This is a genomic window from Blastococcus sp. Marseille-P5729 (genome assembly GCF_900292035.1).
Taxonomy (GTDB): Bacteria; Actinomycetota; Actinomycetes; order Mycobacteriales; family Antricoccaceae; genus Cumulibacter.
This window is the reverse complement of the sequence record NZ_OMPO01000002.1, coordinates 503540-525406: the sequence shown is the minus strand read 5'-3', so window position 1 is coordinate 525406 and position 21867 is coordinate 503540. Positions and strand designations below refer to the sequence as shown.

The following is a 21867-nucleotide window of genomic DNA, read 5'->3' as shown; positions in this document are numbered from 1 at the left end:
CACCGGCGCAACTCGACAGCGGGACCGAACCAGATTCGGTACCGCGCGCCGCTCAGGGTGCCGTACGACGTTCGCGAACGGCCGCCCGGACCGCCGGCGTCACCGCGTCGGCGAGGATCCGGTAGCCGTCCGCCGACGGGTGGAAGCCGTCCGCCGAGTACAGCCCGCGATCGGTAGCGAACGACGTGCCGGTGGCGGCGACCAGGTCGACTACCTCGGCGCCACCCTGCTGCGCCCCGGCCGTCTGTGCCGCGGCGACCTTGCGAGAGCGCAGCCTCCACAGCGAGCGGAGTGGCTGACCGACGCAGGGGACCGAGCCGAGGTCCGGGGTCGTGGCGAGAACGACGCGAACCCCGCGATTGACCAGTGCCCCCACCGCCCGGAAGGTGGCCCGCTCGATCTCGTCCGCGCTGCTCCAGGCGCACACGTCCATCGCGCCGACCGCGACCACCGCGAGGTCGTACGGATCGGTCTCGGAGGTGATCAGTGCGCGAGATGCCTGGATCTTCGTGTCGACGGTGCGCGAGTTGGGGACGGCCACGCTCCGGGCCTGGACCCGAAAGCCGTCGTCGGCGAGAGTGTGCACCAGCCGGCCCGCCAGCGAGCGACCCGCGTCGTCCGCCCCGATCCCCGCGGCGATGCTGTCGCCGAGCACCACCATGCGCAGCAACGGCCCGCTCGTCGGCCCCTGCTCGGCCGGTAGGTCCGGGGCGGAACGGGGATCCAGCGACGGCCGGTTGCGCGCGCCGATGAGCTGGGCGGCCAGCAGCCCGCCGACGGCGGTGATCGTGGTGGCGAGTCCGGCCGCGGCGCCGAGGGCGGTATACCGGGCGAGCTGGTGCGGGGTCATGACACGTCTCCCTCGGAAGGATGGGTGGTTGACGGGTGCTCGATGAGGTCGAGGGCCTCGTCAAGGGACAGGTCCGCGACCAGGTCGGGCGCCGCGGCGCGATCAGGTCCCCGGCGCGGGATCGGCAGAGGCACCGGCAACAGCCGACGCAGCCGGGCGCGGTCGCGACGCCGCCCGTCGAGCGTGGTCTCCTGGGCGCCCGTGACCTGGGAACCGGTCTCCTGCGAGGAGCGCAACGCGGCCTGCGAGATGCTGCGGTTGCGCCGACGCAGCGCGCTGTCTCGGATGTCGGTGCGCGAGATCGGCCAGTACCCGAGGGCGTCGGCGACGGATGGGAGCACCACGGACGCGGCCGCCGCGTAGCCCGCGGCAGACGGGTGGAACCCGTCGTCGCTCCACAGCTCGTGATAGCGCGCGAAGGTCGGGCCCAGCGAGGAGCCCAGGGCGACGGTGCGGCCGCCGGCCTTGATGACCGCCACGATCTGCGCGGCGGCCATGTCCCGGCTCCACTTGCGGGCGATGGTGCGCAGCGGCTGGGGGATGGGGCGGACGGTGCCGAGGTCCGGGCAGGTGGCGACGACCACCTGGACGCCGGCGTGCCGCAGCCGACGCACGACCTTGCTGAGGTGCGCGGTGGCGACCTCGGGGCTGGTGCGGGCGGTGACATCGTTCGCGCCGATCATGATCACGGCGACGTCGGGCTGCTCCGGGAGGACGTCGCTGGCCTGCTGGTCCAGGTGCCGGGACTCCGCCCCGCTGATCGCCACGCGCGTCAGCCGCACCGGGCGCCCGGACAGGCGGGAGAGTCCGGCCGCGATGAGCACGCCGGGGGTCTCGGTGAGGTCGTCGACGCCCAGTCCTACCGCGGACGAGTCGCCCATGATGGCCAGCACGATCGGCTCGCCGGTTCCCTCGCCCCACACTCCGTTGCCGGTGGGCGGATCGTCCACTGGGGTGTGCTGCTCGACGCGACGGCGCGCGGTGCGGGCTTCCATCATCAGCAGCGCCCCGGTCGCGGCGCCAACACCGGCCGCCGATGCCCCGATGGCACCGGCGGCGCTCGCGATCTGCTTTGCGCTCAGCCCCATGATGCTCCCAGCGTACTCGTGCTACCCCACGGAATGAGGGCTCCGCGACGAGCCTGCGGTTCCGCTCTCGAGCCTGGTCGCGCCGTGACTTCCCGCACTGCGAGCAGATCTGGCTAAGCGCTGAACGCCTCCACGTCGACGACCTTCACGGTGATCTTGGCGCCGGTCGGCGTGTCGTAGGTGACCTCGTCGCCGGTCTTGTGACCCATGAGTGCCTCGCCGATCGCGGACTCGGGGGAGTAGACCTGTAGGTCGGTGGTGGCCGCGATCTCGCGGGAGCCGATCAGGAACTTCTCCTCGTCGTCGTCGCCGACGTACTGCACACGAACGACGCTGCCGATGCCGATCCCGGCGTCGGCGTCGGGGGCCTCGCCGATCTCGGCGTTGCGCAGCAGCTCCTCGAGCTGGCGGATGCGCCCCTCCTGGCGTCCCTGCTCCTCGCGCGCGGCGTGATATCCGCCGTTCTCCTTGAGGTCGCCCTCCTCGCGCCGCTCGTTGATCTCGGCGGCGACCGCCGGACGGTTGGCGATCAGCTCGTCGAGCTCAGCCTGCAGCTTGTCGTACGCAGCCTGGGTCAGCCAGGTCTTGCCGGTGTCAGACATGATGCTCCTCGAAAAGTGGCAGTGAATCGTCAACAGTACCGGCCCTGTCAAGGGCCCCGGCCCGTCGCGGTCGCCGACCTCACACTCGGCGGGACGGCGTACGGGGCCGGCGATCGGTCAAAATGATGGGATGCCCACGAACGACACCGAGCAGCTGCGCCTGATGGCGGTGCACGCCCACCCTGACGACGAGTCGAGCAAGGGAGCGGCGACCATGGCCCGCTATGTAGCCGAGGGGGTCGACGTCGTCGTCGTCACCTGCACCGGCGGTGAGCGCGGCAGCGTGCTGAACCCGTCGTTGGACACCCCGGAGACCCGGGAGCGGATCACCGAGATCCGCCGCGCGGAAATGGATCGCGCCCGCGAGATCCTGGGTGTGAAGCAGTGGTGGCTGGGGTTCGTCGACTCCGGCCTGCCCGAGGGTGATCCGCTGCCGCCGCTGCCCGAGGGCTGCTTCGCGCTGGCGCCGCTCGAGGAGACCGTCCCGCCGTTGGTGGAGATGATCCGTCGAGACCGCCCGCACGTCATGCTCACCTACGACGAGAACGGCGGCTATCCGCACCCCGACCACATCATGACCCACACGGTCTCGATGGCCGCCGTGGAGGCGGCGGCCGATCCGGGCTACCATCCCGAGCTCGGCGCGCCCTGGCAGGTGCTGAAGGTCTACTATCACATGAACTTCTCCCGGGCCCGGATGGAGGCGATCGACGCCTACATCGAGGAGCACGGTGGCGTCGCGGTGTATCGGGAATGGCTCGAGTCGTGGGGCGACCGGCCGGACGCCTTCCACCGAGTGACCACCCGGGTGCCGTGCGGCGACTACTTCCATGTGCGCGACGATGCCCTGCGCGCGCACGCCACGCAGGTCGACCCCGCCGGCCGCTGGTTCGCTGCGTCGATGGAATCCCAGCTCAGCGCCTGGCCCACGGAGGACTACGAGCTGGCCGTGTCCCACGTAGAGTCGGTGATACCGGAGGACGATCTGTTCGCCGGCGTCCGCGAGCACCTAACGAAGGAGAGCTCATGATCGGGCAGCTGAGCGCCGGGCTGGGCGTGGTACTCGCCGAGGCGGGCCCGGACAACTCACCCCCGGGCAACCCCGAGTGGGGCAAGGCCGCGCCGACCGGGCTGTTCGTGCTGCTGGCCTTCTTCGTAGTGGCCTACTTCCTGTTCCGGTCGATGAACCGGCACATCAAGAAGGTCGACACGGACTTCGACGGGCGGCCGTCGTCCGCCGAACCGCATCTGGGCGAGCAGGTCTCCCGGGTGCCGGTGATCGAGAGCATCGACACCACCGCGCAGACCGCGCCGCGGTTGGGTCGGCCCGACGAGATGGTGCCCAGCGCCGGCGGTACGCGCAAGGAGCAGATCGCCAGGGCCAAGGCCACGCGAGCGGCCCGCCGCAAGCAGTAGACCCGGGCCTCAGCTCGGGTCGGACGAATGACCCGGGAAGACCTTCGCGCCCGGGCGGATGATCGGCACCGCGTTGTTCACCGCCGTTGCGGCCTCACCGAACCCGACCGCGATCAGGCGCACCTTCGCCTCGGCGTCGCTCTCGTAGTCGACGATGTCGCCGGCGGCGAGCACCCGCGGCAGGTTGGTGCGCATCGCGGCGTCCACCACCAGGTGCCGCTTGCGCTGCTGGAGTCCCCACGACGCGAACACCCCCATGTCCGCGGTAAACCCGAGCGCCGCGACGACCGCCTGCACCTGCAGGGTGCGTCGCTCACCGGTCTTGCTGTGGAAGACGTCGACTGAGGTGATCTCCGGCTCGCCATGGATCTTCGCGACCTCGTACGGCGTGAGGACCGTGATGTCGCCGGCCAGCACCTTGCTGACACTGCCCTCATGGGCTCGGAACTGCTCCCGCCGGTGGATCAGCGCTCGTGAGCGCGCGATCCCGTCAAGACTGTCGGCCCAGTCGAAGGCGGAGTCGCCGCCGCCGACGATGAGCACGTCCTGGTCGCGCAGATCCTCCAGCCGCGGGACGAAGTAACGCAGCCCGCGGCCTTCGTAGTCCTCGGCGTCCGGCAGCGGCCGGGGCGTGAACGTGCCGATCCCACCGGTGATGATGACGGCCTTGGCGTGGATGGTGGTGTCCTTGCTGGTGATCACCTCGACGTACTCGTCGTAGGGCTGCAGGTGCTCGGCACGATGCCCGAGCAGGTACGTAGGGGAGTACTGCGCCGCCTGCTCGACCAGGCGATCGACCAGCTCCTGGCCCTTGACCGCGGGAAATCCTGCGACGTCGTAGATGAGCTTCTCCGGGTACAGCGCGCTGACCTGGCCTCCGGGCTCGGGAAGCGAGTCGACCACCACCGTGCTGAGGTCGCGAAAGCCGGCGTAGTACGCGGCGAACAAGCCCGCCGGACCGGCACCGATGATCAGCAGGTCGCACGCGACGGTGGGCTCCATGACGACAGCCTAGGTAATGGCGGCTGGCGCGTCGACTGTTCCGCGTACCGGTCGGGCTCGATGCCACCGCCGCGGTCGGCTACCTTGGGGATCACCTCGCCCACGACGGAGGAGACCCATGTCCGATCAGCCGCTCATCAACCTCGATCTGTCCGGCAGGAGCGCGCTGGTCACCGGCGGGGTCTCCGGTATCGGGCTGGCCTGCGCGCAGCGCCTCGCGCAGGCCGGTGCCGAGCTCGTGGTGGTGGACCTCGACGAGAATGCCGCCAGGGAAGTCGCCGAGCCGCTCGGGGGCCGCGGCATCGGCGCCGACCTCACCGATCCGGCGGTGCTCGATGCGATCGACGCCGAGACCTATGCTGCCGACATCATCGTCAACAACGCCGGGTTCCAGCGGGTCGCGCCGATCGAGGACTTCCCGCCGGAGGTCTTCGTCGCGATCCAGAAGGTGATGGTCGAGGCGCCCTTCCGCTTGGTGCGCGCCGCTCTGCCCCGGATGTACGAGAAGGGCTGGGGCCGGGTCATCAACATCAGCTCGGCCCACGGGTTGATCGCCTCGCCGTACAAGGTGGCCTACGTGACTGCCAAGCACGGACTCGAAGGGTTCAGCAAGGTGGTCGCGATGGAGGGTGCCGCACATGGCGTGACCTCCAACTGCATCAACCCTGGCTATGTCCGTACGCCGCTGGTGGAGAAGCAGATCGCCGACCAGGCCACGACGCACGGCATCGGCGAGGACGAGGTGATCGAGAAGATCATGCTGCAGCGGCCGGCGATCAAGCGGCTGCTCGAGCCGGCCGAGGTGGCCGAGCTGGCCATCTACCTCTGCTCGCCGGTCGCCGACTGCATCACCGGCTCCTCCTACCGGCTCGATGGCGGCTGGGTGTCGAACTAGTGGGCCAGACCACCCCGTCGAGACCAAATCGTGTTCTTTACGGCTTCGTCACGCGCGTGAAAATGGGCATCATGGGAGCGAGCATGCGTGTTGCCACCCGCGCACCCCTTAGCTCGTCACGCCGAGAGAGGCCGCAGCACACCCATGGAGCAACCCGAGACGATCGCTGGTCGTTATCGCGTCGTCCGCGCTCTCGGCCGCGGCGGCATGGGTACCGTCTGGCTGTGTGAGGACTCGGTCCTGGAGCGCGAGGTCGCTGTCAAGCAGATCGCGGCCGGTGCGGGCATCGACGGGAAGTCCATCGAGCGAGCCCGCCGCGAGGCCCGCACCGTCGCCTCCATCACCAGCCCGCACGTGGTCAAGATCCACGACATCGTGGAGGACCACGGCCAGCTGTGGTTGGTGATGGAGTACGTCGAGTCGGAGAACCTGCAGAAGGTCATCAGTGAGCACGGCCCGATGTCGCCGCAGCAGGTCCTGCATATCGGCGCCCAGCTGGCCGACGGGCTGGCTGCGGCCCATGCGCAGGGCGTGGTGCACCGTGACGTCAAGCCAGCCAACATCCTGATCACGCCCGAGGGCGATGCGAAGCTGGTCGACTTCGGGATCGCCCGCCGGAACAACGAGGAGCACATCACCCTCGACGGCGTCATGAGTGGGACGCCGGTCTACTTCTCCCCGGAGCTGGCCCGCACCGGTGAGCCCGACTTTCCCTCGGACGTGTGGGCGCTGGGCGCCACGCTGTTCGCGGCGGTCGAGGGCAAGGCGCCCTTCGACGATGCCGGCACGCCGGTCGCGATGCTGCACCGGGTGATCGAGCAGGAGCCGCGCGAGCCCGAGGCCGCTGGGCCCCTGGAAGGTCCCATCCGCGCCATGATGGAGCGCGATCCGGGCCAGCGATGGTCCAGCCAGGAGGCCGCGGAGGCGCTGCGCCAGTTCGACGTGATCCACGAAACCTCGAGCATCGCCACCGCCAATGACGACGGCCACTCGGATCACGCCCAGCAGATGGCGGCAGACGCCGTCCAGTCGTTGCGGACCGACCGGATTCGAACGATGGTCGCGCGGCGAGCTCAGGCCGCCGACGGCCCGCGGCACGCCGCGGCAGGCCAGCCGCAGGGAAAGGCGTTGGTGGTCGGCCTGTCGATCGCGGTGATCGTGCTGATCGCCTTTCTCGCCTGGTGGATGCTGCAGGGTTGAGCGCTCGCCGCGCCAGCGCCGCGGCGGCCGGGAACTCCAGCGCCGCAGCGGCGGGGAACTACAGCAGCGGGCTCGAGTAGAGCACCAGGAACACCGCGATGTAGTGGCTGAGGGCTGCCAGCACGGTGAAGGCGTGGAACACCTCGTGGTAGCCGAAGTGCCCCGGGCGCGGGTTGGGCCATCTCGTCGCGTAGCAGATCGCGCCGAGCGTGTAGCAGACGCCGCCGACGATGAGCAGCACGAGGGCGGTCAGCCCGCCATTGCGCAAGAGCGGTCCGAGCACGAACACCGCCGCCCAGCCCACCGCGATGTAGATCGGCACCCCGACCCATCGCGGCGCCAGCGGCCAGAACAGCTTCAGCGCGATCCCCGCCGCGCAGCCGCCCCACACCACGCCGAGCACCCACCATCGAGTTGCGCCGTCGAGCGCCATGAACCCGAACGGGGCATAGGTGCCGGCGATGAACAGGAAGATCATGCAGTGGTCGAGACGCTTCATGATGCGCCAGCCGCGGGTCGACCACCGCCGCCGGTGGTAGAGCGCCGAGGTGCCGAACATCGCGAGCATCGCCACGCAGTAGATCGACACCCCGAGTGCGGCCCGCCCACTTTGCACGGCGGCCAGCGGAATCAGCACCGCGGTCTGCGCGATCGCGGTGAAGAAGGCGGCGAAGTGGATCCAGCCGCGCCAGGTCGGGCGGGTGTCGAGCGGCTCGTAGTCCGGGTCCATGTCGGCCAGATAACGCTCGGCCTGGAGCCGCTGGACAAGCGCAGCGGGAGTGCTGGGATCAGTCACGGCGCTCAGGCTACTCTCGCATAACCTACGGTGCCGTAGGTATGCGGAGAATCGCTCCGCGACGTCTCCGCGGCGTCTGCCGGGAGGCGATAGGGTCCAGTGTCGTGAGCACTCGCGCAGATGTGGCACGCCGGGCGTGGACCAAGGCCCGCAAACGTCTCAAGCGCGTCCTCAGCCCCGCGCTGTACACCGCCTACGAGCGCCGGGTAGTGGCGGATCTCGAACGCGCAAGCGTGCCGCGCCCCATCGGCGTCATCGTCGACGGCAACCGCCGATGGGCCCGCGAGATGGGCTTCGAGGGGGTCGACGGGCACCGTTACGGCGGCGAGAAGCTCGATGACCTGATGAGCTGGTGCGAGGAGCTCGGCGTCGACGTGGTCACCATCTGGCTGCTGTCGACCGACAATCTCACCAACCGGGCGCCCAAGGAGCTCGCCCCGCTGCTGCAGATCATCGTGGACGTCGTTCGACGGCTCAGCCGCCCGGGCACGGACCGCCGCGTCAGGGTGCTCGGGGCGACCAACCTGCTGCCCGCCGCGATGGTCGACGAGCTGACCACCGCCGCCTCGGCCACCGAGGGGCGCGCGGGGATGACGGTGAACATCGCCGTCGGGTACGGCGGCCGGCAGGAGATCGTCGATGCCGTCCGTGGCGCGCTGCGTTCGGCCGCCGAGGAGGGGATGAGCCTGCGGGAGGTCGGCGAGTCGATCGATCTCGACGACATCGCGGCGCACCTGTACACCCGTGGTCAGCCCGACCCGGACCTGATCATCCGCACGTCGGGGGAACAGCGGCTGTCGGGATTCCTGCTGTGGCAGACCGCCAACTCGGAGTTCTACTTCTCCGACGTCTATTGGCCCGACTTCCGGCGGGTGGACTTCCTGCGTGCGGTGCGCGAGTACACGCACCGCCACCGGCGATTCGGCGGTTGAGAGGGCCGCCAGCAAGAGTGCCGAAACGGCCCCGCGACCGGCCCTGGCTTCAGTACGCTGATGCGCATGTCGACCCAGCTCAGGGGCAACCCGTCGAATTCCGCCCTGCCGGCGACCTGGCCCTCTGCCTGGCCGAGCCTGGCCAAGAACGTCGCCTTGGGCGCCGTCGCGCCGGTCGCCGCCGCCGTCGTCGTCCTGGTCATCCTGCTGGTGACCAAGTCGCTGTCGACGGCGTGGTGGGTCGTGCTGCTGCCGTTGCTGCTGTTGCTGTGGCCGCTGTCCCTGCCGGCGCGGGTGCGCAAGGTGATGCAGGACGCGACGGACACGGGCCGGCTCGAGGTCGTCAACGCGACGCTGGGGATCCTGGCGCACGCGCCGCAGAAGCGGCTGGGAGTGCAGCCCACCGCCGAGGTCGTGCCAGGTCGACAGGTCCGCTACCTCGTGGGGGACTCTGCAGCCCGTCGGGGATGAGCGCCGGATCACGGTATTGGGTTCTGGCTCACTTTGACGCGTCGCAGCAGTGGCGGGTAGCATTGACCCTTGTGCTCACGCCCTACGGCGCCGTGCGCAGGTGTGTGCTGCGCGAAGCAGCAGCGAGCACACCGGTAGGCCGCTGAGGTGCGATCCGACGCGACACGCCCGAGCTCGGGTGCCGGCGGGCACACCAACGACGTTGCACATCACGAAGAAGCAAGTACACAGAGCAGCAGCGCTAGGCGCGGAGCGTCCCGGCAGTCGCTGTGAGTTTGAGGAGACGAAGCGGCAGTATGCCAACCATCCAGCAGCTGGTCCGCAAGGGCCGCCAGGACAAGGTCACCAAGACCAACACGCCTGCGCTGAAGGGAAGCCCCCAGCGCCGCGGCGTGTGCACCCGCGTGTACACCACCACCCCGAAGAAGCCGAACTCGGCGCTGCGCAAGGTCGCCCGCGTCAAGCTCTCCAGCGGCATCGAGGTCACCGCCTACATCCCGGGCGTCGGCCACAACCTGCAGGAGCACTCCATCGTGCTGGTGCGCGGTGGCCGTGTGAAGGACCTGCCGGGCGTCCGCTACAAGATCATCCGTGGCTCGCTGGACACCCAGGGTGTGCGCGGCCGCAAGCAGGCACGTTCGCGCTACGGCGCCAAGAAGGAGAAGAGCTAATGCCTCGCAAGGGCCCAGCGCCTCGCCGTCCGGTCATCAGCGATCCGGTATACGGCAACCCGGTCGTGACCTCGCTGGTCAACAAGATCCTGCTGTCGGGCAAGCGATCGACCGCCGAGCGGATCGTGTACGGCGCCCTGGAGGGCGCCCGCGCCAAGACCGACGGCAACGACCCGGTCATCACCCTCAAGCGCGCGCTCGACAACATCAAGCCGGCCCTCGAGGTCAAGTCCCGCCGCGTCGGCGGCGCGACCTACCAGGTCCCCGTCGAGGTCAAGCCGGCCCGCGCCAACACCCTCGCTCTGCGCTGGCTGGTCGCCTACAGCCGGCAGCGTCGTGAGAAGACCATGACCGAGCGCCTGATGAACGAGATCCTCGACGCCTCCAACGGTCTCGGAGCGAGCGTCAAGCGTCGCGAGGACATGCACAAGATGGCCGAGTCCAACAAGGCCTTCGCGCACTACCGCTGGTAACCATCCCGGCTTCCGTCGCCCACAGAGCGATGGCGCCGGCGTAGTTCGAATCATCACCCACAACGCGATTGCGAGTAAATCGAGTGGCTAACGACCTCTCCAAGGTCCGCAACATCGGCATCATGGCGCACATCGATGCCGGCAAGACCACCACGACCGAGCGCATCCTGTTCTACACCGGCATCAACTACAAGATCGGTGAGACGCACGAAGGCTCCGCCACCATGGACTGGATGGAGCAGGAGCAGGAGCGCGGCATCACTATCACCTCCGCGGCCACCAAGTGCTCGTGGAAGGATCACACGATCCAGATCATCGACACCCCGGGGCACGTCGACTTCACGGTCGAGGTGGAGCGCTCCCTGCGCGTGCTCGATGGCGCGATCGCGGTGTACGACGGCGTCGCCGGCGTGGAGTCGCAGACTGAGAACGTGTGGCGTCAGGCCGACAAGTACAACGTGCCGCGCATGTGCTTCGTCAACAAGATGGACCGCACCGGCGCGGACTTCTACCGTTGCGTGCAGATGATGATCGACCGCCTCGGCGCCACCCCGCTGGTGCTGCAGCTGCCGATCGGTGCCGAGGCCGACTTCATCGGCGTCGTCGACCTGATCCGGATGAAGGCTCTCGTCTGGCGCGGCGAGACCAAGCTCGGCGAGGACTACGAGGTCGAGGACATCCCTGCGGACCTGCAGGACAAGGCCGAGGAGTACCGCGAGAAGCTGCTCGAGACGCTCGCTGAGAACGACGACGAGATCATGGAGAAGTACCTCGGCGGCGAGGAACTCTCCAACGAGGAGATCAAGGCCGGCATCCGCCGCGCCACGATCGCCAGTGCACTCAACCCCGTCATGTGCGGCACCGCATTCAAGAACAAGGGCGTGCAGCCGCTGCTTGACAACGTGATCGCCTACCTTCCCTCGCCGCTCGACATCGGCGCCGTCTACGGCACCCTGCAGGACGGCGAGACCGAGGCCAAGCGCGAGCCCAGCGACGACCAGCCGTTCTCCGGCCTGGCGTTCAAGATCCAGACCGACCCGCACCTCGGCAAGCTCACCTACGTGCGCGTCTACTCCGGCACCGTCTCCGTCGGCGACCAGGTCATCAACTCGACCAAGGACCGCAAGGAGCGCATCGGCAAGATCTACCAGATGCACGCCAACAAGCGTGAGGAGCGCCAGACCGCCGGCGCCGGCGACATCATCGCCGTCGCGGGTCTGAAGCAGACCACCACTGGTGAGACCCTGTGCGACTCGCAGAACCCGATCGTGCTCGAGTCGATGAGCTTCCCCGAGACCGTCATCTCGGTCGCCATCGAGCCCAAGACCAAGTCCGACCAGGAGAAGCTGGGCGTCGCGATCCAGAAGCTCGCCGAGGAGGACCCGACCTTCAAGGTCGAGAACGACGAAGAGTCGGGCCAGACCATCATCTCCGGCATGGGCGAGCTGCACCTCGAGGTGCTGGTCGATCGCATGCGCCGCGAGTTCAACGTCGAGGCCAACGTCGGCAAGCCGCAGGTGGCTTACCGCGAGGCGATCCGCAAGACCGTCGAGCGCCTGGACTACACCCACAAGAAGCAGACCGGTGGGTCTGGCCAGTTCGCCAAGGTGCAGATCAAGGTCGAGCCGCTGGAGGCCCGCGAGGACGGCGCCACCTACGAGTTCGACAACGCCGTCACCGGTGGCCGCGTGCCGAAGGAGTACATCCCCTCGGTGGACGCCGGTGCGCAGGACGCACTGCAGTACGGCGTCCTCGCGGGGTACCCGGTCGTGGGCGTCAAGTGCACCCTCGTCGACGGCCAGTTCCACGACGTCGACTCCTCCGAGATGGCGTTCAAGATCGCCGGCACCATGGCGATGCGCGAGGCGCTGCGCCAGGCCGGCGCGGTCATCCTCGAGCCGGTCATGGCCGTGGAGGTCGTCACTCCCGAGGAGAACATGGGCGACGTCATCGGCGACCTGAACTCCCGCCGCGGAATCATCCAGGCGATGGAGGAGCGTCACGGCTCCCGCGTCGTCCGGGCACTGGTCCCGCTGTCGGAGATGTTCGGCTACGTGGGCGACCTGCGCTCGCGCACCCAGGGCCGCGCGTCGTACAGCATGGTCTTCGACTCGTACGCGGAGGTTCCCTCGAACGTGGCCAAGGAGATCATCGCGAAGGCGACGGGCGAGTAACAGCACCACCGCGCAGCGCACCAGCAAAGCGCTTCAGTAAGATTTGTAAGGTTCCAAACACGGCACGTCACAACGACGTTCCCAACACGTCCGAGGAGGACACCGCCAGTGGCGAAGGAGAAGTTCGAGCGGACTAAGCCGCACGTAAACATCGGCACGATCGGTCACGTCGACCACGGGAAGACGACCCTGACTGCCGCTATCACCAAGGTTCTGGCGGACAAGTACCCAGACCTGAACAAGGCTGCTGCCTTCGACGAGATCGACAACGCGCCTGAGGAGAAGCAGCGCGGCATCACGATCAACGTCTCGCACCAGGAGTACCAGACCGAGAAGCGCCACTACGCGCACGTCGACGCTCCGGGTCACGCCGACTACATCAAGAACATGATCACCGGCGCGGCTCAGATGGACGGCGCGATCCTGGTCGTCTCGGGCACCGACGGCCCGATGCCGCAGACCAAGGAGCACGTGCTCCTGGCCCGCCAGGTCGGCGTTCCCTACATCGTCGTCGCGCTGAACAAGTGCGACTCGCCCGACGTCGACGACGAGATCCTGGAGCTCGTCGAGCTCGAGGTTCGCGAGCTGCTGTCGCAGTACGAGTTCCCCGGCGACGACGCTCCGGTCATCCGTGTCTCGGGCCTGAAGGCTCTTGAGGGCGACGCCGAGTGGGGCGCCAAGGTTGCCGAGCTCATGGACGCCGTCGATGAGTTCATCCCGGACCCGGAGCGCGACACCGACAAGCCGTTCCTGATGCCGATCGAGGACGTCTTCACCATCACCGGCCGTGGCACCGTCGTCACCGGTCGTATCGAGCGCGGCAAGATCAACGTCAACGAGGAAGTCGAGATCGTCGGCATCCGCGAGGCGTCGCAGAAGACCACCGTCACCGGTGTCGAGATGTTCCGCAAGCTGCTCGACTACGGCGAGGCGGGTGACAACGTCGGTCTGCTGCTTCGCGGTACCAAGCGCGAGGACGTCGAGCGTGGCCAGGTCGTCTGCAAGCCGGGCTCGATCACCCCGCACACCGAGTTCGAGGGCAACGTCTACATCCTGAGCAAGGACGAGGGTGGCCGTCACACCCCGTTCTTCAACAACTACCGCCCGCAGTTCTACTTCCGTACCACGGACGTGACCGGCGTCGTGACCCTCCCCGAGGGCACCGAGATGGTCATGCCGGGCGACAACACCGAGATGAGCGTCAAGCTGATCCAGCCGATCGCGATGGAGGAGGGCCTGCGCTTCGCTATCCGCGAGGGTGGCCGCACCGTCGGCGCCGGCCGCGTCACCAAGATCACCAAGTAGCCACCGGCTGCTGATCACCGAAGGGCCGCTTCCCGTGAGGGAGGCGGCCCTTCGGCATACCGAAAGAAGGAGGTGACCGGTGCTGCTGCGTTACGTCCGGTTCGTCGGTCGGGTCGAGGAGCCGGTCGACGTCCTGCTGGACGGCGAACGCATCGCGGCTGTCGATCACGGATTGCCGGCCAGCGGCGGCCCGGTTGTCGAGGGTGCCGGCCGCTGGGTCATCCCTGGTCTCTGGGACAAGCACGTGCATCTCGGGCAGTGGGCGAGTGCCAGTCGCCGCATCGACCTCAGCCACACCGCGTCGCCGGACGAGGCCTTGCAGCGGGTGCGCAGCGCCCTCGACGACGGGGCCGGCGCAGACGGGCGGGCCGTCATCGGGTTCGGCTATCGGCTCGCCAGCTGGGAACATGCACCGGCCGTCGCCGACCTCGACGAGGTCGTCGGGAACCGCCCGGTCATGCTGATCTCCGGCGACTCCCACAACGCCTGGCTGAGCAGTGCAGCGCTCGCCAGGGCAGAGCTCCCCGCACGTGACGGGGTGCTCGTCGAGCGGGAGTGGTTCGAGGCCTTTCCCCGGTTGGCCCGCGTCCTCGACCTCGCACCGACGCGTGAGGATTACGCGAACGTGATCACCGCGGCGCACCGGCTCGGTGTCGTCGGGATCGTCGACCTGGAGCTGGAAGCCGGTTTCCGGTGCTGGCCCGAGCGCGTGTCCGGCCTGCCGCCGTTGCGAGTGCGCAGCGGCGTCTACCCCGAGGACGTCGACTCGGCCCTCGCCGCGGGCCTGCGCAGCGGTGATCCGCTCGGTGGGCTGGTGACCATGGGGCCACTGAAGGTGATCGTCGACGGCTCGCTCGGCACGCGGACTGCCTACTGCTGCGAGCCGTACGCCGGAACCGGGTCGAGAGGAGTGCTCAACTACACCGAGGCGGAGCTGGCCGGGTTGCTGCGTCGCGCGGTGGATGGCGGTCTCGAGGTGGCCCTGCATGCGATCGGCGATGCCGCGGTGGACGCGGTCCTGCGCGGCATCGAGGCTACGGGGGCGCGGGGCAGCATCGAGCACGCGCAGCTGGTCCGCGGCGCGGACCTGCCGCGCATGGCCACGATGGGCCTGACCGCGAGCGTGCAGCCGGCCCACCTGCTCGATGACCGCGGCATCGCCGACGACTACTGGGCCGGGCGGACCGATCGCTGCTTCCCGCTGCGCTCAATGCTCGATGCGGGTCTCACGCTCGCGCTCGGTAGCGACGCACCGGTCGCGCCCCTCGATCCCTGGCTGGCCACGGACGTCGCCGCGCGCCGATCGGCCGACGGCGAGCCGCCGTGGCACCCCGAGCAGGCGATCAGCCGCGCCGAGGCGCTCGCCGCCAGCGTCGACGGGCGGCAGGTCGCCGTAGGGCAGCCGGCCGACCTCGTGCTGCTGGACGACGACCCGTTGCAGGTCCCTCGCCCGTCCGTGTCGGCGACCTTCATCGCCGGCGCGCGCGTCTTCTAGTGGACGTCGCGGCGCTGCGTGATGATGACGGCGGTGTCGGTGACCGCTCGCAGGTAGTGCCGCTCGTGGGGGATCACCACGAGATCCCCCTGGGTCAGCACCACACTGGAGGAGCCGCTGGTCGTCGCGAGCTCGACCTCGCCCTCGAGGCACTGCAAGGTCGCATCGCCGGGATTCTCGTGGTCGGGAAGCAGCGCATCCGCGCGCAACGCCGCCACGACCTGACGAAGCGGGCCGGACGACGCGCCCATCGCGGTGGCCAGCCCACGCTCGGCAGCGCGAGCGGACTCGATCAGTTCCGGGACGACCTGCGACAGTGACGTGCTCATTCCCCTATCTAACCCCCGGGAATTGGCCCGTGTCGCGACGGCTGTTTGACCGCACCGGAGGGAGGCGGTAGACATCGTGCATGCGTCTGGAAACACTGCTCCCACTCGGCAAGGTCGACCCCGGGCTCCGTGCCCCCGAGATCCCGTTGGACCTCGGCAAGGTTGGCGAGTGGTCGCAGCTGCTCGAGCGCGCCGGGTACTCGGGCGTCGTCGTCGAGGAGACCAAGGACGACCCGTACGTCATCATGGCGCTCGCGGCGTCCGCCACGAGCAAGCTGCAGATCGGCACCGCGGTCGCGATGTCCTTCCCGCGCAGCCCCACGATCACGGCGATGAGCGCCTGGAGCGTGCAGAAGCTGTCCGCAGGACGGTTCACGCTGGGACTGGGCACGCAGGTGCGTGGGCACATCACGCGGCGCTACGGCATGGAATGGCACAAGCCCGGCCCGTGGATGCGCGACTACGTCGGCGCGATCCGAGCGGTGTGGGACACCTGGCAGAACGAGGCGCCGCTGCAGTACGAGAGCGAGCGCTACAACCTCAACCTGATGGTGCCGCTGTTCAACCCCGGACCGATCGAGCACCCCGAGATCCCGATCCACCTGGCCGCGGTGAACCCGTTCATGTGCCAGATCGCCGGTGAGGTGGCGGACGGCGTCCGGCCGCACCCGGTGTGCACGCCGTCCTACATTCGCGAGGTCATGCTGCCGGCCGTGCGCAAGGGAGCGGCCAAGACCGGCCGGTCGCTGTAGGACTTCCGGGTCTGCATGAAGCCGTTGGTGGCCAGCGCTCGTACCGAGGAGGAGCTCGCGCCGAAGGTGCGCGACGCGCGTGCCCGGATCGCCTTCTACGCCTCGACCCCCGGCTACATCAAGGCCTTCGAGCACCTCGGGCTCGGCGATCTCGCGCGCGAGGCGGCCGTGCTGTCGAAGGCCCAACGGTGGGAGGAGCTCCCGCCGATGATCAGCGACGAGATCCTCGACCAGTTCGCCGTGATCGGCACCTACGACGTCATCGGCGAGCGGCTGCTCGACCGGTTCCGCAGCGTCGTCACCGACACCGAGTTCTCCATCGCGGTGAACTCCGAGGAGGACGAGCAGACCCTCACCGAGCTCGCAGCGACCATCCAGGGAGACGACGGCTCGGACGCGCGCCGCACGATCCTGGGGGAGTATTACAGGCGGCGCGCTGTTGGCCTGCTGTTCACCCGGCCTCAGTAGCCTGGCGCGGTGCCCGATCGCCCCGTGACTGCCGATGCGCCTGCCCGTTCCTCGACGTGGTCGGTCTTTCTCACCTTCCTCCGGCTGGGGCTGACCTCCTTCGGCGGTCCGATCGCGCACCTCGGGTACTTCCGCACCGAGTTCGTCGATCGCAAGAAGTGGCTGCGCGGCGAGGAGTACGCCGATCTCGTCTCGCTGTGCCAGTTCCTGCCCGGACCGGCGTCCTCCCAGGTCGGCATCGCCGTCGGGCTGAAGCGCGCGGGCCTGCCGGGTGCGCTCGCTGCGTGGACCGGCTTCACCCTGCCCTCCGCGATCGCGTTGGCCGCGTTCGCGTGGGGGCTGGCCAGCCAGGTGCCGGACGGCGTCCTGCACGGTCTGATGCTGGTCGCGGTCGCGGTGGTCGCCCAGGCGCTCTGGCAGATGGCGAAGACGGCTTGCCGCGGACCGCTGGAGTTCCTGATCGCCGTCGCCGCACTGGCCGTCTCGCTGGTCTGGCGGGCCGCGTGGGTGCAGATCAGCGTCGTCGCCGCTGGGTTGATCATCGGCTGGCTGCTGTTCCGGCGGACGTCGTCCGCCGCCGAGATCGGCCAGCCGGATCGCACGATCTCGCGTCGCACCGGACTGATCGCGCTGGGCGCCTTCGTGGCGCTGCTGGTGGCGCTGCCGCTGCTGGCCCGCGCCACGGGCGCGTTCGCAGTGCAGGTGGCCGACACCTTCTATCGAGTCGGTTCAATGGTCTTCGGTGGTGGACACGTCGTCCTGCCGCTGCTGCAGTCCGAGGTGGTCGGTCCGGGCTGGGTCAGCACCGATGACTTCATCGCCGGCTACGGCGCGGCGCAGGCCGTCCCCGGCCCGCTATTCACCTTCGCCGCCTACCTCGGCGCGTCCATGACCCAGCCGCTGCTGATGACGGTCGTCGCGCTGCTGGCGATCTTCCTGCCGAGCTTCTTCCTCGTCGTCGGCGTCATGCCGTTCTGGGACCGGCTGCGCGCGAACGCCGACATGCGAGCCGCGTTGCGCGGTGTGAACGCCGCGGTGGTGGGGATTCTCGCGGCGGCCTGGTACGACCCGGTGATCACGCACGCGGTCTTCGACTGGAAGGACGCGCTCATCGCGCTCGTCGCGTTCGCGGCACTCATGATCGCCAAGCTGCCGCCCTGGGTCGTAGTGGTCGGCACCGCGGTGATCGCCTGGCTGGTCACCCTGATCTGACGGCCTTCATAGACGGTCTCGCGATGCGGTGCGGGCCAACGCCGGCTGATCCCGAATCGCATCCGAACCTCCGCGACTATCGTCATCGGCATGGGAGTTCCAACGTATGTGCCGAGCGCATTCCAGATGACCGACGACCAGATCGCCGACGTCCTGGAGAACCTCGGCGCGGCCGATCTCGTGACCCCGACCGCCATCGGGCTGGCCAGCACCTTCATGCCGATGCTGTACGACGCCGGCATCGGTGAGCACGGTGCACTGCTCGGTCACTTCGCGCTGCAGAACGAGCACTGGAAGGCCGAGCCGACCGGCGACTCGCTGGTGATCGTGCACGGCAGCGATTCCTACATCACGCCGATGTGGTACCCGTCGAAGGCCGAGCACGGCCGGGTGGTGCCGACCTGGAACCACCTCACCATCAACATCCGCGGCGAGCTCGTCGTCCACCACGACACCGAGTGGCTGCGTGATCTGGTGACCCGGCTGACCGAGCACTTCGAGCAGCCCTTCGCCGAGCGCTGGCAGGTCACCGACGCGCCCGAGAGGTTCATCGACGGGCAGCTGCGCGCAATCAAGGGAATGGAGCTGCGGATCCACTCGATCGAGGCGAAGGCCAAGTTCAGCCAGAACCGTCCCGAGGCCGATCGCCGGGGCGTGCTTGACGGGCTGCGCTCGGTCGCCGACCACGACGGGGCGGGTGCGGTCGCGCATTTCAACGGGCTCGTGTAGGAACAACCCAGGGCGTGACGCCCGACGGGGCAACCGACCGGCAGGAGGACGCGCATGAGCGGACCGACCCCCGACCCGTACCAGCACCAGCACGGCGGGCCTGCCGGCTGGCAGCCCGCGTCCGTGAACCAGCCCGGGCCACAGACCGGATCCCAGCAGCCTTGGGGACTGCCGACCCAGCCGCATCCGCAGTCCGGGGCCTGGCAGATGTCACCGCCGTCGCCGCCGAGCCGCAGACGCCCCTGGGTCCCGCTCGCCGCTATCGGCGGCGTCCTGGCCATCGGCTTGTTGGTGTGGCTGATCGTCGGGCTATCGCCCGATAGGGCCTCAGACCCGGAGGACTACGGTCTCGCGGCTGCGCAGCGCGAGTCGGCGCCCGAGGTCAGCCAGGTCACCGCCGACGCGATCGCCGCCGCCGAGGACCTCGACGTCGAGGCCGGTCTCGACCTGCTGTGCCAGGCCCCGTCGTCCACGGACATGGGCACCCTGAACGAGGCGATCGCGGACGGCCGTGCCGAGGCCGGCGGCGAGGACCCCGAGATGAGCTTCACTATCGTCGAGGTCGAGCAGTCCGAGGACGGTGGCAGCGCGACGGTGCGAGTGGACGGCGAGGGCAACATCGCCGGTGCCTTCCTCGTGGTCGAGCTGACGATGAAGCAGGGCTCCGACGGCTTCTGCATCGACGAGGTGGGGGTAACCGACGGCAGCCGTGCCGACTGACCGCCGCACCGTCACGGCGCTGGCCGCGGTCCACCTCGCAGGCTGGCTCCTGGCGCTCGCGGGCGCGGTCATCACGATCGGTGCCGATCGCCTGCCCCGGGTGATCTCGCTGCTCGCTCGTGGGGAGCAATGGCTGCTGCTCGCGTTGGCAACCGCGCTCGTCGTCCTCCCGCTGGTCTCGGCACTGGCGCTCGTCCGCTGGCGGCGCCGGAGCGGACCCTGGCCGGTGCTGGCGGCAGCCGCATTGTCGGTGCCGGCTGCAGCGGCTGCCGTGGGACGTTGGCCGCATCTGGTGCCTTGGTGGGCGTGGGTGGCCGTCATCCTCGTGGAAGGCTGCGGGCTGGTCGCGGCGTACCTCGCCCTGCTCCAGCGGCGTGGCGGCTAGGTTCTGTCGCTAGCCGTGCGCGCGGAGCCGGGCGAAGGTGGGGTAGGGCTCGTCGATCAGGTCGCGGTCGTCGGTGCGCGTGCTGCGGTCTGCTAGCGGACGGCGTTCCCGAGCGTGTCGCCCGCGCCGGCGTGGATCACCAGGTCGGCGATCCCGTCGAAGGGCGTCGGGTCGCGGTTGACGATCGCGAGCGCCGCGCCCGCTTCCTTCCCGATCATCGGGATCTCGGCGGCCGGGTAGACCTGCAGCGAGGATCCGATGGTCAGCAGGACGTCGGCGCGCTGCGCCATCTCGATGGCCTCCTCCAGGGCGTCGGTCGGCATCATCTGCCCGAAGCTGATGGTTGCCGACTTGATGATGCCGGCGCACTCCGGGCAGCGCGGGTCGTCGTCCCCACCGTCGAGCAGCTCGAATACCCACTCGGTGTCGCGCCGGAAGCCGCAGCCCTCCGGGGTGCCGTAGCGCGGCGCCGCGCCGATGCACTCGACCTCGCGCATCGTGCCGTGGATCTCGATGACCTTCTGCGAGCCGGCGTCCTGGTGCAGCCCGTCGATATTCTGGGTGATGACGCCGAGTGCGCGGCCCTGCTGCTCCAGGCGAGCCAGTGCCCGGTGCGCCGCGTTGGGTTCGGGGGTGTGGGCGAACAGCTCCTCGCGCATCGCCCACGACTTGCGGCGTACGTCGGCGGACTCCACGTACCGGTCGAAGGTGAACTCGCGTGGGTCGTACTTGGTCCACACGCCGCCGGGGGAGCGGAAGTCGGGGATGCCTGATTCGGTGGAGATTCCGGCACCGGTGAAGGCCACGACGCGCTCGGCGTCGCGCAGCAGGTCAGCGAGCTCGGTCATGCCCCGAGGGTAGCCTCGGTCGGGAGGTCGCGCAGTACGCCGAAGGGCCCCTGCGCCTCGGTGCAGGGGCCCTTCGAGCTGGTGGGGAGGTGATCAGGTCTCCGTCGCGGCCCGCTGGGTCTGCTCATCGAGCTCGACTTGGTCGTTGTCACCGGTCAGATAGCGGTACGAGAAGCCCGCGATCAACGCCCCGACGATCGGGGCGACGAGGAACAGCCACACCTGGCCGAGCGCCTCACCGCCGGCGAACCAGGCCACGCCCAGCGATCGCGCCGGATTGACCGAGGTGTTGGAGACCGGGATCGAGATCAGGTGGATCAGCGTCAGGGCCAGGCCGATGGCCAGCGGCGCGAAGCCCTTCGGTGCCCGCGAGGAGGTCACGCCGAGAATGATCCAGATGAAGACCGCGGTCAGCACGATCTCGATCAGCAGGACGGCGAGCAGTGAGTAGCCGCCGGGGGAGCGGTCGCCGTAGCCGTTCGTGGCGAAGCCCGACTCGACGGCGTCGAACCCGTCCTGGCCGGAGGCGATGACGTACAGCAGCGCGCCGGCGACGGTGCCGCCGATGATCTGGGCGACGATATACGGCAGCACCGCGGCGCTCTCGACCCGACGACCGGCCCACAGGCCGAGGGTGACCGCGGGGTTGAAGTGACCGCCGGAGAGGTGCCCGACCGCGTATGCGCCGGTCACGACGGTCAGTCCGAAGGCCAGCGCAACACCGACGAAGCCGATTCCGGCCGGGTAGGAGCTGTCAGTGACGAAGGTGGCGGCAAGCACGGCCGAGCCGCAGCCTCCGAAGACGAGCCAGAAGGTGCCGAGGAGCTCGGCCCACAGGCGCTGGGGCATGGTGGGGTGCACGGAGGTGACCTTTCGACAGGCCGGTCACTGCTGCGCCGGCGGGCTTTGCATTGCGCCGAAGACCTTACTCCGGTGCTTGGAGTGTTTTCCTGCTGTTTACAGAGCCGCATTTAGGTGAAACGCGGCCTGCCTAGCGTGAACGCATCCGCAGCGAGAGAGGCGTGTCGATGAACCCGTTCCCGCAGCTCCAGCA

Annotated in this window: 23 protein-coding genes and 1 pseudogene; 16 read left to right on the top strand and 8 right to left on the bottom strand. The window is 69.0% G+C overall.

Annotation, left to right across the window (positions count from 1 at the left end; translation table 11 throughout):
- Window positions 1–52: 52 nt before the first annotated feature.
- From DAA40_RS11055 to greA, 3 genes are all read right to left on the bottom strand, one after another.
- Window positions 53–850 (bottom strand): GDSL-type esterase/lipase family protein, encoded by a 798-nt coding sequence (locus DAA40_RS11055; protein ID WP_106849771.1) that lies wholly within the window; start codon window positions 848–850, stop codon window positions 53–55.
- Window positions 847–1938 carry an SGNH/GDSL hydrolase family protein gene (locus DAA40_RS11050; protein WP_199849707.1) on the bottom strand — a complete coding sequence of 364 codons (1092 nt, stop codon included), beginning with the start codon at window positions 1936–1938 and terminating at the stop codon, window positions 847–849. The genes DAA40_RS11055 and DAA40_RS11050 overlap by 4 nt, the downstream gene beginning before the upstream one ends.
- A gap of 113 nt (window positions 1939–2051) precedes the next feature.
- On the bottom strand, window positions 2052–2540 hold the full coding sequence (gene greA, locus DAA40_RS11045; RefSeq protein ID WP_106849770.1) for a transcription elongation factor GreA: 489 nt from the start codon (window positions 2538–2540) through the stop codon (window positions 2052–2054).
- 130 nt (window positions 2541–2670) lie between these two features.
- On the opposite strand from greA, the gene mca reads away from it, so the two are divergent.
- Complete coding sequence (gene mca / locus DAA40_RS11040; protein ID WP_106849769.1) at window positions 2671–3570, top strand: mycothiol conjugate amidase Mca; 900 nt, start codon at window positions 2671–2673, stop codon at window positions 3568–3570.
- Window positions 3567–3956, top strand: coding sequence for a hypothetical protein (locus tag DAA40_RS11035; protein ID WP_106849768.1), 390 nt, complete (start codon window positions 3567–3569; stop codon window positions 3954–3956). Before mca ends, DAA40_RS11035 begins: the two co-directional genes overlap by 4 nt.
- Window positions 3957–3965: 9 nt before the next feature.
- On the opposite strand, the gene DAA40_RS11030 is transcribed toward DAA40_RS11035, so the two are convergent.
- A complete protein-coding gene (locus DAA40_RS11030) occupies window positions 3966–4958 on the bottom strand; it encodes an NAD(P)/FAD-dependent oxidoreductase (RefSeq protein WP_106849767.1) in 993 nt (330 codons plus the stop codon).
- 118 nt (window positions 4959–5076) lie between these two features.
- Here DAA40_RS11030 and DAA40_RS11025 point away from each other — a divergent pair, with 118 nt between their 5' ends.
- Together DAA40_RS11025 and DAA40_RS11020 are read left to right on the top strand one after the other, a co-directional pair.
- Window positions 5077–5853 carry a 3-hydroxybutyrate dehydrogenase gene (locus tag DAA40_RS11025; RefSeq protein ID WP_106849766.1) on the top strand — a complete coding sequence of 259 codons (777 nt, stop codon included), beginning with the start codon at window positions 5077–5079 and terminating at the stop codon, window positions 5851–5853.
- Window positions 5854–5997: 144 nt separating this feature from the next.
- The gene (locus DAA40_RS11020) at window positions 5998–7053 is read left to right on the top strand and encodes a serine/threonine-protein kinase (protein ID WP_106849765.1); all 1056 of its coding nucleotides are present in this window, start codon (window positions 5998–6000) and stop codon (window positions 7051–7053) included.
- Window positions 7054–7111: 58 nt separating this feature from the next.
- Here DAA40_RS11020 and DAA40_RS11015 read toward each other — a convergent pair whose 3' ends face one another.
- On the bottom strand, window positions 7112–7849 hold the full coding sequence (locus tag DAA40_RS11015) for a hemolysin III family protein (protein ID WP_234356344.1): 738 nt from the start codon (window positions 7847–7849) through the stop codon (window positions 7112–7114).
- Between the two features lie 104 nt (window positions 7850–7953).
- On the opposite strand from DAA40_RS11015, the gene DAA40_RS11010 reads away from it, so the two are divergent.
- From DAA40_RS11010 to DAA40_RS10980, 7 genes are all read left to right on the top strand, one after another.
- Window positions 7954–8781, top strand: a complete 828-nt coding sequence (locus DAA40_RS11010; RefSeq protein ID WP_234356343.1) for an isoprenyl transferase — start codon at window positions 7954–7956, stop codon at window positions 8779–8781.
- Window positions 8782–8847: 66 nt separating this feature from the next.
- Window positions 8848–9252 (top strand): hypothetical protein, encoded by a 405-nt coding sequence (locus tag DAA40_RS11005; protein ID WP_106849763.1) that lies wholly within the window; start codon window positions 8848–8850, stop codon window positions 9250–9252.
- 296 nt (window positions 9253–9548) lie between these two features.
- Window positions 9549–9923: a 30S ribosomal protein S12 gene (gene rpsL / locus DAA40_RS11000; RefSeq protein ID WP_106849762.1), complete on the top strand. Its 375-nt coding sequence runs from the start codon at window positions 9549–9551 to the stop codon at window positions 9921–9923.
- A complete protein-coding gene (gene rpsG / locus DAA40_RS10995; protein ID WP_106849761.1) occupies window positions 9923–10396 on the top strand; it encodes a 30S ribosomal protein S7 in 474 nt (157 codons plus the stop codon). The genes rpsL and rpsG overlap by 1 nt, the downstream gene beginning before the upstream one ends.
- Window positions 10397–10479: 83 nt before the next feature.
- Window positions 10480–12570 carry an elongation factor G gene (gene fusA, locus DAA40_RS10990; RefSeq protein WP_255413542.1) on the top strand — a complete coding sequence of 697 codons (2091 nt, stop codon included), beginning with the start codon at window positions 10480–10482 and terminating at the stop codon, window positions 12568–12570.
- Window positions 12571–12678: 108 nt separating this feature from the next.
- Window positions 12679–13875 (top strand): elongation factor Tu, encoded by a 1197-nt coding sequence (gene tuf / locus DAA40_RS10985; RefSeq protein ID WP_106849760.1) that lies wholly within the window; start codon window positions 12679–12681, stop codon window positions 13873–13875.
- Window positions 13876–13954: 79 nt separating this feature from the next.
- Window positions 13955–15370 carry an amidohydrolase gene (locus tag DAA40_RS10980; protein WP_106849759.1) on the top strand — a complete coding sequence of 472 codons (1416 nt, stop codon included), beginning with the start codon at window positions 13955–13957 and terminating at the stop codon, window positions 15368–15370.
- Here the strand turns inward: DAA40_RS10980 and DAA40_RS10975 are convergent.
- On the bottom strand, window positions 15367–15699 hold the full coding sequence (locus tag DAA40_RS10975; RefSeq protein WP_106849758.1) for a hypothetical protein: 333 nt from the start codon (window positions 15697–15699) through the stop codon (window positions 15367–15369). The two genes, DAA40_RS10980 and DAA40_RS10975, sit on opposite strands and share 4 nt — an antisense overlap.
- Window positions 15700–15779: 80 nt before the next feature.
- Between DAA40_RS10975 and DAA40_RS16685 the strand changes: the two are divergent.
- The 5 genes and pseudogenes from DAA40_RS16685 (at window position 15780) to DAA40_RS10950 (ending at window position 19965) form a co-directional block, all read left to right on the top strand.
- Window positions 15780–16919 (top strand): annotated as a pseudogene (locus DAA40_RS16685) (TIGR03617 family F420-dependent LLM class oxidoreductase).
- Between the two features lie 9 nt (window positions 16920–16928).
- The gene (gene chrA / locus DAA40_RS10965) at window positions 16929–18131 is read left to right on the top strand and encodes a chromate efflux transporter (protein ID WP_199849704.1); all 1203 of its coding nucleotides are present in this window, start codon (window positions 16929–16931) and stop codon (window positions 18129–18131) included.
- 90 nt (window positions 18132–18221) lie between these two features.
- Window positions 18222–18860 (top strand): FMN-binding negative transcriptional regulator, encoded by a 639-nt coding sequence (locus DAA40_RS10960; protein WP_106849756.1) that lies wholly within the window; start codon window positions 18222–18224, stop codon window positions 18858–18860.
- Between the two features lie 54 nt (window positions 18861–18914).
- A complete protein-coding gene (locus tag DAA40_RS10955; RefSeq protein WP_106849755.1) occupies window positions 18915–19580 on the top strand; it encodes a hypothetical protein in 666 nt (221 codons plus the stop codon).
- On the top strand, window positions 19570–19965 hold the full coding sequence (locus tag DAA40_RS10950; RefSeq protein ID WP_106849754.1) for a hypothetical protein: 396 nt from the start codon (window positions 19570–19572) through the stop codon (window positions 19963–19965). Before DAA40_RS10955 ends, DAA40_RS10950 begins: the two co-directional genes overlap by 11 nt.
- 92 nt (window positions 19966–20057) lie before the next feature.
- Here the strand turns inward: DAA40_RS10950 and DAA40_RS10945 are convergent, their stop codons facing one another.
- Both DAA40_RS10945 and aqpZ read right to left on the bottom strand, forming a co-directional pair.
- Window positions 20058–20813, bottom strand: a complete 756-nt coding sequence (locus tag DAA40_RS10945; RefSeq protein WP_106849753.1) for a Sir2 family NAD-dependent protein deacetylase — start codon at window positions 20811–20813, stop codon at window positions 20058–20060.
- 93 nt (window positions 20814–20906) lie between these two features.
- On the bottom strand, window positions 20907–21674 hold the full coding sequence (aqpZ, locus tag DAA40_RS10940; RefSeq protein WP_234356342.1) for an aquaporin Z: 768 nt from the start codon (window positions 21672–21674) through the stop codon (window positions 20907–20909).
- Window positions 21675–21867 lie beyond the last annotated feature (193 nt).